This is a genomic window from Flavobacterium geliluteum, assembly GCF_017948595.1.
In the GTDB taxonomy this organism is placed as follows: Bacteria; Bacteroidota; Bacteroidia; order Flavobacteriales; family Flavobacteriaceae; genus Flavobacterium; species Flavobacterium flavipigmentatum.
Map to the genome: position 1 here is coordinate 20,890 of NZ_JAGFBV010000024.1, position 12,936 is coordinate 33,825.

15 protein-coding genes are annotated in these 12,936 nt (G+C 33.1%); 11 read left to right on the top strand and 4 right to left on the bottom strand.

The features are described from left to right. Positions 1-47: 47 nt before the first annotated feature. Positions 48-527, bottom strand: coding sequence for an Lrp/AsnC family transcriptional regulator (locus J3495_RS14200; protein WP_007805990.1), 480 nt, complete (start codon positions 525-527; stop codon positions 48-50). 77 nt (positions 528-604) lie between these two features. Next, positions 605-1,759, bottom strand: coding sequence for a M14 family metallopeptidase (locus tag J3495_RS14205; protein ID WP_210667199.1), 1,155 nt, complete (start codon positions 1,757-1,759; stop codon positions 605-607). 312 nt (positions 1,760-2,071) lie between these two features. On the opposite strand from J3495_RS14205, the gene J3495_RS14210 reads away from it, so the two are divergent. Continuing rightward, positions 2,072-2,539: a helix-turn-helix domain-containing protein gene (locus tag J3495_RS14210; RefSeq protein WP_210667200.1), complete on the top strand. Its 468-nt coding sequence runs from the start codon at positions 2,072-2,074 to the stop codon at positions 2,537-2,539. 170 nt (positions 2,540-2,709) lie between these two features. On the opposite strand, the gene J3495_RS14215 is transcribed toward J3495_RS14210, so the two are convergent. Further along, positions 2,710-3,720, bottom strand: a complete 1,011-nt coding sequence (locus J3495_RS14215; RefSeq protein WP_210667201.1) for an NHL repeat-containing protein — start codon at positions 3,718-3,720, stop codon at positions 2,710-2,712. Between the two features lie 82 nt (positions 3,721-3,802). After that, on the bottom strand, positions 3,803-4,354 hold the full coding sequence (locus J3495_RS14220; protein ID WP_210667202.1) for a 1-acyl-sn-glycerol-3-phosphate acyltransferase: 552 nt from the start codon (positions 4,352-4,354) through the stop codon (positions 3,803-3,805). Between the two features lie 64 nt (positions 4,355-4,418). On the opposite strand from J3495_RS14220, the gene J3495_RS14225 reads away from it, so the two are divergent. The 10 genes from J3495_RS14225 (at position 4,419) to J3495_RS14270 (ending at position 12,757) form a co-directional block, all read left to right on the top strand. Then, positions 4,419-5,084 (top strand): spermidine synthase, encoded by a 666-nt coding sequence (locus tag J3495_RS14225; RefSeq protein ID WP_210667203.1) that lies wholly within the window; start codon positions 4,419-4,421, stop codon positions 5,082-5,084. Between the two features lie 12 nt (positions 5,085-5,096). Further along, positions 5,097-5,774, top strand: coding sequence for a peptidoglycan DD-metalloendopeptidase family protein (locus J3495_RS14230; protein ID WP_210667204.1), 678 nt, complete (start codon positions 5,097-5,099; stop codon positions 5,772-5,774). 6 nt (positions 5,775-5,780) lie between these two features. Then, a complete protein-coding gene (locus J3495_RS14235) occupies positions 5,781-6,251 on the top strand; it encodes a hypothetical protein (RefSeq protein WP_210667205.1) in 471 nt (156 codons plus the stop codon). Between the two features lie 17 nt (positions 6,252-6,268). Beyond that, positions 6,269-6,793: a hypothetical protein gene (locus J3495_RS14240; RefSeq protein WP_210667206.1), complete on the top strand. Its 525-nt coding sequence runs from the start codon at positions 6,269-6,271 to the stop codon at positions 6,791-6,793. A gap of 53 nt (positions 6,794-6,846) precedes the next feature. Then, positions 6,847-7,317 carry a nuclear transport factor 2 family protein gene (locus tag J3495_RS14245; protein ID WP_210667207.1) on the top strand — a complete coding sequence of 157 codons (471 nt, stop codon included), beginning with the start codon at positions 6,847-6,849 and terminating at the stop codon, positions 7,315-7,317. Positions 7,318-7,460: 143 nt separating this feature from the next. Continuing rightward, positions 7,461-9,203, top strand: a complete 1,743-nt coding sequence (locus J3495_RS14250) for an APC family permease (RefSeq protein ID WP_210667208.1) — start codon at positions 7,461-7,463, stop codon at positions 9,201-9,203. Between the two features lie 220 nt (positions 9,204-9,423). Next, positions 9,424-9,843, top strand: coding sequence for a hypothetical protein (locus J3495_RS14255; protein WP_210667209.1), 420 nt, complete (start codon positions 9,424-9,426; stop codon positions 9,841-9,843). Positions 9,844-9,952: 109 nt separating this feature from the next. Beyond that, positions 9,953-10,354 carry a VOC family protein gene (locus tag J3495_RS14260; protein WP_210667210.1) on the top strand — a complete coding sequence of 134 codons (402 nt, stop codon included), beginning with the start codon at positions 9,953-9,955 and terminating at the stop codon, positions 10,352-10,354. Positions 10,355-11,014: 660 nt separating this feature from the next. Further along, the gene (locus J3495_RS14265) at positions 11,015-12,001 is read left to right on the top strand and encodes a bestrophin family protein (RefSeq protein WP_210667211.1); all 987 of its coding nucleotides are present in this window, start codon (positions 11,015-11,017) and stop codon (positions 11,999-12,001) included. Between the two features lie 12 nt (positions 12,002-12,013). Then, a complete protein-coding gene (locus J3495_RS14270; RefSeq protein ID WP_210667212.1) occupies positions 12,014-12,757 on the top strand; it encodes a hypothetical protein in 744 nt (247 codons plus the stop codon). The last annotated feature ends 179 nt before the right edge of the window (positions 12,758-12,936 follow it).

The following is a 12,936-nucleotide window of genomic DNA, read 5'->3' on the forward strand; positions in this document are numbered from 1 at the left end:
AAGAATAAACTTGAGGTATATTTTTATATAGCATTCAAGAAAAATTGTTACATATTTTTAAAAATAGTATGCATCAAACGTTTCTTATCATTAATACTTTCTTCTAACGAAATCATAGTTTCTGTTCTATAAACTCCTTCAATATCGTCAATCATAAAAATAACTTCTTTGGCATGTTTAGTATCTTTTGCTCTGATTTTACAAAAAATATTAAATTTTCCTGTTGTAACAGAAGCCACAGTAACAAACGGAATTTGATTGATTCGCTCTAGCACAAATTTAGTTTGTGAGGTATTATTAAGAAATACACCGACATAGGCAATAAATGAATATCCTAATTTATCATAGTCTAACGCTAATGAAGACCCCATGATGATTCCTGCGTCTTCCATTTTTTTCACTCTAACATGTACTGTTCCAGCAGATATCAATAGTTTTTTAGCGATGTCAGTAAACGGAACTCTCGTATTGTCTATTAACATATCTAAAATCTGGTGATCTACTTCATCTAAACGAAATTTACTCATAATTCTTTAATTAATATTACTAATTGCTATTACAAAGTATAAAAATATATATAAAAAACAACAAATTCACATAAAAATTAACTTTTTATCAAACCGTTAACAAATTTAGTATTTTTATTTAAATAAAAATCTGCTTTTTGATTCATTTTCGGAAAATTACTAAAATCATCCGAATACGTTGCGCCTTTCGCATCATATTCATAATGGCCATAATAATTTTCTAATTCACCTACTTCAATAATGTAGGCGTTAAAATGAATCTCATTTTCAATCAATTCTTCTTTGTATTGTGCGACAAAATTCGTAATAATTTCGATACCATCATAATTTATTTTGATATTTTTATACATAAAATCATAAAAAAGGACTTTATTTTGTGAAATATTCAAATAATCATTAATTCGATTATCAACTAAATCGTTTTCGCTTAAAATCATAAAAGCAGATAAAAGTGAGAAAAATAGGAGTTTTCTAGTGGTTTCACGCTGATAATCGTCTGGAAAATGACCTGCTTCAAACAAAATGGTTGGCGCACCCAAAAACTGAAAGGTATCTCCGGTACAATTAAAATTAAAAGCATCACTAAATCGGCCTATTTGCCCCGGAATATACTTTTTTAACACATCATTGATGCCTGCAATAAGGTTAATTGCCTTCAAACGCGAGTCATTTATATCTCGTTCTTCGTTGTACGCAGGCGCCAAAAAAGAGACCGTAGCTGGCATTTTCGTATCACCCACGGCATATATGGTACGCTGATCATGAAGGTTAAAACAATAATGTGGCTGAAATTCTTCAAAGATTTGGCGTAAAAGCTTGCTCTCGGGTTGTGTCAAATTCTGAGCGTCACGATTTAGGTCTATCACATTGGCATTTTCGCGCGTATAAAGCTTTGCTCCATCGGGATTTAACATTGGAATGGCGTAAAAAGTAAACGTTTTAAGCATTTTTTGAGCATCTTCTGAGTCACCATTCAAAAAATTGATAAAATCAAACAGTGCTTTGGTAGTAGTGCTTTCGTCACCATGCATTTGCGACCACATATAGATACGTGTTGTACCAGTACCAATTTGATAACTATAAATAGGTTTATCCAAAACAGATTTTCCTATAATTTTCACCTGATTATTGGTGTTTAATCGATCTAATAAAGGTTGAATATGATCTAAAGTAATGTAACGACCTTTTATAGATTGTTCTTTGTATTGATTGAATAATTCTTCTAAATTCATTGTTTCTTGATTAGTTTACAAAAGTAAACATCTTTATTTTTACAATTGTAAACAATAAAAAATACGATAAAGTTATAATTGTAAACAGACTTTTAGCCCTCATAACTTGGTTTCATGGTTATTTAATTGACAAATGTTATCCGTAACACTTTTAATACTTAAACATCTGTTTTTCATTATCTTAATATGATTTATATATAGCTAAACATTATACAATATACCTCTTAAAACATAATTTACAACTGTAAAATTGCTTTATTGATTTGTTTTGATTACATTTGTAAACAAGCAATCTCTAAATAATAATTTACAATGGTAAACATCGATGATTTTGTAAAAAGACTTGAAATAATATTGGATTATTATGGCTTAAATGCTTCTTCTTTTGCTGATAAAATTGGCGTACAGCGATCTAGCATGTCTCACCTACTTTCGGGAAGGAATAAGCCTAGTTTGGATTTTGTATTGAAAATATTGGATGTTTTTCCGGATGTAGATTTGTATTGGATATTAAACGGTAAAGGAAGTTTTCCTAAAAACAGAGAAGAACCTATCATTCAAAAAAATAGTAGTTTACCAGAAATTACAAATTCATCCACTCTTTCTCCTCTAGAGAATAATGTTTCCGGAGATTTATTTTCTGAAATTAATTTTTCAGAGAATAAAAAAGAACTACCAAATATTCCCGTAGTAAAAAATAATACTACAGCTGTTGAAGAAGAAATTGAGAAGATTGTATTTTTTTATAAAAACGGAACCTTTAAGGTCTATACACCGTAATCTGAAAATAGCTCGTATTTTGAAAAAAATAAAACTATTTTTCGTTTAGCGTATTCTCACGAAGGCAAAAAAAGCAAGCTCTTATTCAATTTAATTGTTTAAAAAAAAATAACCCCAATTCAAATACATGAATTGAGGTCATTAATAACAAAAGTACTCATTCAATATATTTATTTTCTCAAAAGAAAAACAGACGTTACTCCTGCTTCCAATCGTATGTTTTTTGGAGCAAAGTCCCCAGAAGCAGTTGGATAACTGTACGTAAGCACTTCTCCGCCCGCATTTAGTCTTTCTGCAACATAAATATTTTTTGTTGTGCTGTCATAAGCCACATCTACAGGATTTCCTAAAAGTGAGTTTGGTCCATAAATTCTAACTTGGTTGGTCATCATAATGGTACCCGCCGCCGCAGTAGCATTAAAAACACTTGAGAAGTTTTTTATTATAATCAAACCCCCATCTGTTCCAGAAGTTGCACTTGCCACATCGGTCAAAATCATTACATCATCTGATGAAGAATAAGTAATTCCGTGCGAACGCACCAAACCTTCAATCGTAACACGTTTTGTAGCGGTAATATTTCCGGAAGCATTATTCATAAAATCCTTGTATTGCACAATATCGCCTGTTAAATCGGCAACTGCATACAAATCATTTCCTGCCATGTGAATTCCCCAAAGTTTAAAATCTGTTGTAAAAGTCTTGGTCAGAGTAAAACCGGTACTAGTTATTTTATAAACAAAAAGTTTGTTTATCATACCGTTAGAAGCAAGTTGGTCCTGAGTCACCACTACTACATCTCCAGAAACTGCGGTTTCTCTTGCATTTGTAAAATCTCCTGTTACACTATTTAGTGCCAAAGTAAGATTATCGGTTCCCGCTGTAATAGCAGTTTTGATTCCCGTATATTTTTCTAGTCTGTTGTTGGTTCTCGAAGCTACGATAACAGCATCACCCGTGCTATCATAAAAAACGCCTTCTGCATCGACAGAAGTTATTGTAAACGATTTTACCATTGCAGAAGCAGACAATAAATCAAGATATGTAATTTTTCCAGAGGTATTGCTCGAAGTAACCAAAGTAGCCTCGGGCGCAGCTGGTGGTGTATTTTGAGAATCGTCGTTATCGCAGGAAATGAAAAGGAATATTAAAAGAGCCGAAGTAATCATTACGTTTTTCATAAGTATAATTTTTATAGTTTAATTTACTTACGAAAAATTCAATCTTTTAGTTTTATTTATTTTAATATTCTTTTAACTCATATTAAAATAAATAACTGTTTTCAGGTATTTTACCCAATACTCCCGCGTAAAATCTTTTTAAAATTTGCAGATCGGCGTCATAATCTCCTTTAGGAAAAAAAGGTTCTCCCAGTTTGACGGTTTTTTTTCCCCAGTCAAAAGCAACCGGAAGAATGGGCACATTTGCTTTTAATGCAATATAATAAAAACCTGTTTTAAGCTCATGTGTTTTTTTGCGAGTTCCTTCTGGTGCAACAGCCAGGCGAAAAACTTCTTTCCTGTTAAAGATGGCTACAATAGAATCAACTTTGTTTAAACCTCCGGTACGATCCAAAGGCTCTCCTCCTACATTTCTAAAATAATAACCAAAAGGAAACCTGAATAATTCTTTCTTTCCAACCCAATTCATTTGCAAGCCCGAAATCCCGCGGGTAAAAAGCCCTAAATAAAAATCATGATTGCTCGTATGCGGTATCACCACCATAACACATTTTTTTATTTCGGCATTCTCTATTCCTTCTATTTTCCAGCCCATTAGCTTAAAAAATATGAATTTGTATAATTGTTTCTTCATTAAATTGTATTCTACGTTGCAAAATAAAAGATTTAAATGGTAAATTTGAGTAAAAGTGCAATAAATGATTCAAAAAATACTCAGTTATATTATTCCAATTAAAATTTTTAAGAAAAAATCCGCCCGAAGTAAAACTTTAGAGGTAACTTGGGCAAATGGCGAATTGGTTCTCGATTCTGAAAACACCAATTATTCCTATGGAAGTTTACAGCGTATATTAAGGTACGGATTACGAAATATAGGATACGGAAACATCCTAAAAATGGATCATATCTTACTATTAGGAGTTGCCGGTGGAAGCGTGATCAAAACTCTGACAGACGAAGTGCAATATCCGGGAAAAATCACAGGAGTCGAAATCGATCCTGACATCATAACCATTGCCAATCAATACTTTAAACTTAATGAAATCAAGCAATTAGAAGTTGTGATTGATGATGCTTTTGAGTTTGTACTCCGAACAAAAGACAAATACGACTTGATCATTATTGATATTTTTGAAGACATAAAAATGCCTAATTTTTTGTTCGAAAGTTTCTTTAGCGCTCATCTTTGCTCTCTGTTAAAAAACAGAGGTTACATTCTCTTTAACACGATGATTCTTGATGAAGAACACAACGTACGAAATCGAAAATACATTGCTGAAATAGATCAAAAAATATTTACTACCAAAATGTTGCCTCGCATTGAGGATCATAACGAACTAATTATCATCGAAAAAAAACTTTAAATCAACCCTATTATGAAGACACTAGCCTCCATTTTAAAAGCCTTACCCCGAACAAAAGTAATAGATTCAAGTATTGATTATTCAGAATATATCCCGCTAGATTTATCTGTACTCAATAAAGAGATTGGCGAAAAAAAGGCTCCAAACGCTTCTGATTTTGAAGTATACATCCAAAATTATTTAGAAAAAAATGCTGTAAAAGTAGCCTACGGCGGTTATATCGAGACCAGAAACATGTACAAACGAAGTGAAATTTTCAAAAAAGCTTCAACTTTAGAACGTGACATACACATCGGCCTTGATTTATGGATAAAAGCCGGAACACCAGTTTTGGCAGCACTTGACGGAAAAGTACACAGTTTTAAAAATAATATTGGATTCGGTGATTACGGACCAACCATTATTTTAGAACATCAGATAGATGATGAAGTTTTTTATACTTTATACGGACATTTGTCGTTAGAAAGTATAGAGCACTTAACCGTTGGGACTTTCTTTAAAAAAGGAGAAAACTTGGCAACCTTAGGAAAATCATTCGAAAATGGAGATTACGCACCACATTTGCATTTTCAGATTATTAGGGATATCCAGGATTATTGGGGCGATTATCCCGGAGTTTGCAATATCAACGATTTGAATTTTTACATAGAAAACTGTCCTGACCCAAATTTATTATTAAAAATAACATAAATAGTTATGAAGAAAGCCTTATTGATCTTAAGTTTGTTGTTAATCGTAGGATGTAAAACAAAAACGGTTAGCAGAGATACCGACGATTTAAAAATCAAAAAAGTAGTAGAAGCCGAAATCAATTCTAATCAGCAGAAAAAAGCGTATCAGTTAGGAAAACGAGTTTTAGAAACGTGCAACACTTCTAAATTTAAGCCTTTTGACGAAACAGAAGTAACCAAAACGGTTATGGAAAACACGACAGAAGAACGTTTGACCAAAACCTGTTTGAAGTTCAGACAGTTTTACGGAAGCTTTATTGATTTGAAATTAGACGGCGTTTACAAAACCAGACAGGAAACAATTTATCGTTATCATGCGCTGTACACAAAAAAAGTAGCCAACAAAGAACTTCGCATTTTTGTTGACGAAAATAATTTGATATCTGCCATAAAATCAATGGATTGGGATGAAAGTTTTGATGCTAAAATTAACTAAAAATAAACTAAGATACTATGACTTTAAAATTTCCGCTGTGGCTCTGTTTGTTGATTTCTACCTTTGTTTCTGCACAGGAAACCATGAGTCTAAAAGGCTCTAAGCCCTATCCAGCAACAGAAAATTATACTTTTATCTGCGAAAGATATGCCTTAACCGGCGAAGCAAATGTACAAATCGCAAAAACAGAGAAAGGCGGAATTTTAAAATTATCAATCACTCCTTCAAACGACAAAATGAAAATCTCGGGAGGAGTTTACGTTTATTTTATCGATGGTGATGTCATTGCATGTGTAGACCGCAATATCAGTGAAACGCTCGACGGAAAAACAATCACTTATTACACTTTTACTCCATTAGAAATGAATAAGTTAAAAAAGAAAAACATACAATCCATCCGATTCAATGTTACAGGAGACTTGAGTAAATTTGGCAATCAAAACGGAAATTACACTGCTGTAAACAAACAGAGTTATTTTTCTACGACTTACGGCACAAGCATAAAAACTTTTGATACCGCTAAACAAATTAGCATTTTATAAGATAAAAATTAACAGAAAAATAATCTTACATTTGCATTCTAATTTTTTTATCAATGAATTCAAACGAAGAATTAATCTCCAAATTTTACTCCGCTTTTGCCAACGCCGATGCTAAAACAATGAGCGAATGTTATCATCCAAAAGTTCATTTTATAGATCCTGCTTTTGGACTTCTTAAAGAAGAGCAAGTCTCAGACATGTGGAAAATGCTGATTTTAAGAAGCGAAGGAAACCTCAAAATCGAGTTTTCTAATGTCAAAGCAGACGAATTTTCAGGTACTGCAAACTGGGTAGCAACTTACAACTTTACCAAAACAAACAGAAACGTCATCAACAAAATAAGTGCAGAGTTTATTTTTCAGGACGGATTGATCATCAAACATGTTGACCAATTTGATTTATGGAAATGGTCTAAGCAAGCCTTTGGTCCTACAGGTTATTTATTAGGTTGGACAGGTTTCTTTCAGAAGAAAATTCAGGAACAGGCTTTATTATCTCTCAAAAAGTTTCAGGAAGCCAAATAATTTTCATAAATTGAAGATTAAAAAAAACACATCAGCAAAAAGCATGCTTTTAGCATAAATTCAAAATAAATAATCTTTGCCCCAAAAGATTATTTGTCGTGCCTCCTACTCACGATCAACCGATGTGTTACAATCTTTATATTATGAAAGAAATCGTACACAAAAAATTAAATCAATTACAAGCCACAGCCATTTGCGGAAACGACATTAGTTCTTCCTGTCTTTATGTATCTGCATTAACCATCTTGTACGCAGGTCAATTTGCCTGGATTTCGTTATTAATTGTAGCCGTTGTATTGTTTTTATTTCGTAAAATTTATGGCGAAGTCGTTGGTGCAATCCCTTTAAACGGTGGCGCTTACAACGTTTTGCTCAATACCTCTACCAAAAGACTGGCTTCATTGGCAGCAACCTTAACTGTTTTGTCGTACATGGCCACCGCAGTCATTTCGGCTTCAGAAGGAATGCATTATTTACACGGAATCTTCGACAGCATCAATATCATCATTGCCACCGTTGTAGTGTTATTATTATTTACAGGGCTGGCTATTTTAGGCATTGGCGAGTCGGCATTTGTAGCGGTTTTTATTTTTATAACCCATCTGGTTACCCTTAGTTTACTGGTTTTAGCATCGTTGTGGTTTATCCTCAACAATGGTTTAGACACTTTTCACATCAATTGGGAACTGCCTGTTAAGTTCGGAAACATCACCACTGCCTTATTTTTAGGCTTTTCGGCTGCCATGCTCGGAATTTCAGGTTTCGAAAGCTCTGCCAATTTTGTCGAAGAGCAAAAACAAGGCGTTTTTCCTAAAACGCTCCGCAACATGTGGGCCATTGTAAGTTTCTTCAATCCAGTCATTGCCTTATTGCTCATCGCCATCATTCCAATGGCAGAAGTGGGCGAAAACAAAGAATCCCTTCTCGCCTATTTAGGTCAGACAACGGGCGGTTCCTGGCTCGCCTGGCTTATTTCTATCGATGCCGTTTTGGTATTGTGCGGAGCCGTATTAACTTCATTTGTAGGTGTTTCGGGTTTGTTAAACCGAATGACATTAGACAGAATCTTACCCAATTATTTCCTCAAACAAAACAAAAGAGGTTCTCATTATCGCATCGTCATTAGTTTTTTGGTGCTGTGTATTTCTGTATTATTCGTAACAAAAGGACATCTCGAATCATTGGCCGGCGTCTATACCTTTTCTTTTTTGGCTGTAATGGCACTATTTGGCATCGGTAATTTATTGCTCAAATTCAAACGAAGTAAATTACCCCGACCTGAGCGCGCACGTGGTTTTGTAGTCGTACTGGCGGTTTCAGCCATTATCGCAGCTTTTGTCGGCAACATGCAGCTCAACATCAACTCGTTTTATACCTTCCTCAAATACATGGTGCCCGCCACGATTTTTATTGCCATTATGCTCAATCGTGTGCTTCTAATTCGGGTTTTAATCCAAAGTTTAGAATATTTTTACCAGCCATTACGCCGATTCGTGATTGTCAGTAATCGCTATTTGCATAAAATGAGCCTAAAAATCAACTCACAAGAATTTGTGTTTTTTACAAAAGGAGACGATATCGCGATCCTCAATAAAGTTTTGCAATACGTCGAAGGAAACGAAACCACAAAAAAACTAAAAATCGTAAATGTCAAAACCACTTCTCAAAACAACGAAGCCCTAATAAAAGATTTACAGGTTTTAGACCGTGCTTACGATCAAATCGACATTGAGTTTATCGAAATCGAAGGTGTTTTTGGCCCCGAATTAATAGACGAACTCTCCGAAAAATGGCAGATTCCAAAAAACTTTATGTTTATTGGCTCGCCCGGCAACAAATTCTCCTACCGCGTCTCAGACCTCGGCGGCGTTCGATTAATCATGTAATGCACTATTTTTTCAGGAGCAGACAAATCAGGTTTTCTAGCACTTTAGTCCCGCTTTCGCCTTTATCTCTCCGTTGCACTGCAAGGATATCGGCTCTATCGGGGCTAGGCCAGAACTATAGTATTTTTTTAGAAATCCTAAAATCAAAACATAAACTTTAATATCTTTGTATAAGCTCAATTTGAGCAATATACGTAAATAATTACTCTAAAAATCATTCATGAAAACCCTGATTTTAGCACTATCCTTTTTCTTAATTTCTATCATTTGCAACGCTTCCGATACCATAAGTGTTTGGCATGTTTACTATAATAAAGTAAAAATAAAAGAGTACAATCAGTATAATAATAAAACACCTCTCATCATAAAAAGTAGTAATTATAAAATTGGAGATTCCATTACTGTAAAATACTTTTCAGATGCTAATTGTAATAATTGCAGCACAGGAATAATGATCGGATCAGAAGAAAATCGATTTACAATGACTGGAAAAAGTATCGGAACCGGAAATCCAATCTCCTTTCCTGTAAGCTTCTTAATCAATTCTAAAAAAAAGAAAAAAAAGTATACCATTCTATATTTAGAGAGCAACGGGAAAAAAAGTCTTTCATTTGTATTGTTTGAAGTTCAAATTGAATAATAAAAGAGACAGGCTACAAAAAAACCGCTACAACCTATTTATACAATGATGATATTGAAACTACTTTTACCTCTAAAATCATTCAATAATAAAAAAAACAGTAGAAAAAATGAAAACATTCAAACCAGAAAATTACAATTCGCTGTCACCTTATTTAATTGCAGATGATGCTCAAAAATTAGTAGATTTATTAAAAGCTGTTTTTGGAGCCACAGAACTAAGACGGTTTGACCACCAAAACGGAACTATTGCACACATCGAACTTAAACTAGACGATTCTGTCATCATGATTAGCAATAGCACCGATACCTATCCTGCCAACCAAACCATGCTGCATTTTTATGTGCCCGATGTTTTTAAAACCTTCAAATTGGCGGTAGAAAAGGGTTGTACAATTATCGAAGAACCCGTAAATAAATTAGGTGATCCCGACACAAGAGGATCTTTTTACGATTGTGCGGGCAACTATTGGTCGGTAAGTACGCAAACGAACGAGGTAAAAATCCTTTAAATCAAGATCGCAACTCTGTTACGCTATTCCGATCATAATGGGTATACCTTCCCTTCTGGTGTATTATTTTATAGCTTTCATTATTATTAAAAATTCGGCTAAAAGATATGGTATTCTGTAAGTAATTATTCGTTATGGCATCGCTACAAATCTGGCTAGTGTGTTTATGCTCAATCTAACACTGATCAACATCTTTTTTATTACCTAAATATAGAGGGCTTTTGCAATCGTTGATCATTACTTTTTCAATTATATTTTTAATTTTTCTAGAATATTCTAAAATAAAGTTATCCTTCTTTACTTCAAATTAAAATTTACCAACGATAACCATTTCAAAACAAATAATAAAAAATGGCTTGCCTTTATAAGTAATAGTTATTTCATTATTGTTTACCATTTATTTAAAAAACACTACTACAAACTTAAGATTTCAAAAAGTAATTAGATTAAATTTTTCTGTTAATGGTTTCAAAAATTCAATCAAAAAATTCAAGTCGGTTCATATCTTGTATAATTTTCAAAGTATTAAATGTAATTATTTTCTTGCTATTTGTAAAAAATTTTGATTACATTTGAAAACTTTTAAAGTAGGTTTTTTCATATAATAAAATAAAGAGAAAATATTTAAAAGCAATATAATGTCTTCAATTTATATAAAATATGTACACAGGAAAAGAATTTTCGTTTATGATACTTTGGCATTTTGCACGCAAAAATTTGTTGATATCATTTATAATAAGTGCCACTGCTGTTGTAATTTACGGTTTTCTAGATTTAAAGTTTATCGCTATACCGTTTGTTCCCATAGCCTCTATCGGCACGGCAGTAGCCTTTTATGTTGGATTTAAAAACAATCAAGCGTATGACCGCCTTTGGGAAGCGCGACGCCTTTGGGGCGGAATTACTAATGCCAGCAGAAACTTATCGGCTCAAATGATCGCATTGGTAGAAGATAAAGAATTTGTTAGGGCATTTTTATTGCGGCATATTGCGTATATCAATATTCTTAGGCTTCAACTAAGAAAAACAATTCCTTGGGCTACAAGCAAAGAAAATTTACATCAAACTTTTCACGGAGAAAGAAACGAATTGCAAGAATTTGATGAAGGACTAAAAATTATTTTGACAAAAAATAATAAGATGGAATACTACGAAACGTTACTTTCTAAACAAAATACAGCATCACGACTATTACAAATACAAATTGCAGAACTTACTAAATTAAAACGAGCAAAATTATTAGACGAATATGAGCATAGTGATTTGACGAAACACATTAATGAATTATTCAACTTACAAGGTGGCTGCGAAAGAATAAAAACAACGCCTCTTTTCCGTCAGTATAGCGTATTTAGTAGAGTTTTTGTTAAAATTTTTATTGTGTTACTTCCTTTTGGCTTGCTCAAAGATTTAAGTGCATTAGCAAATTGGGGTATTTGGCTTACCATACCTTTTTCTATGTTGATCTCATGGGTATTTTTTACTATGGAACAAATAGGCGAATATTCTGAAAACCCTTTTGATAATTCTATTAATGACATTCCTATTTCAGCTATTTGTATAAATATAGAAATTGATATTAAGGAAATGCTAGACGATACAGATTTGCCTGCGAAATTGCAACCCGAAAACAATGTGTTACTCTAAAAGTTTTTTGTTATGAAAAAAAGAGAAAAATTAGCAATCATTCATAAATACTATCCTAATGCAATTTCAACAATTGATAGTGTCAATAAATTAATTGATTTTATTGAAAATGATTTAGACTTAGAACCAACAAAATTAATGCTTGCCGACAGTATATGCAGCGATGATGTTAATAGTATTCAATATCCGACAAGAACTCAAGAATTTTTAGGTCCTTTTAAAATGGGTGGTTTAGATGGATTTCCATTCACAGGTTTAACAGGTATGGGAGCATTTGCAAGCCATGTTCCAGATGACGGTGCAGTATTTATCTATTATGGGCCACACATTGGGATTACTAAAACTGGAATAATTGGTGAAATTCATCGATTAGGACAATCTAAAAATTCTGGTTGCTGTGGTGCTGCAAAAGGGGCATTGAATAAATTATTTAACGACCAAATTGTTGAGGGAAATATTACCGAAATGGATTATCAAATGAATACAATTGAACAAATTTTATTCAGACAAAAAAATAGAATTATAAATGCTAAAATTCCTTTTTTTGAAGCAACAGAAGTTATTTATGAAGCCATTGACGAGCGTATCAACGAACTGGTAGAAAACACTGTATACAATTGCAAATACATTATATTAATGGGTGCTATTTTGATAAACAGCGACAGTGATATAGGTTCTTTTACTATGACAAAACGATTTGATATCATAGATTTACAAAAAAATACAACTAGAAATTTGCTTCATCTATACGAGTAGATCTAGCCAATTATAAGTTATTCAATTACTGCTGTTAGTTGTTTTTTAGATACTTATTTCGGTAAAAAAGGTCTTTTCTTAGGATTTCAGAATCTCAGAAAAAACATCCTTCAGCGATATTTCATTTACTATCTAATTGCACAAAATCATCTAAGACAGAATAAGATCCTTCATCTAAA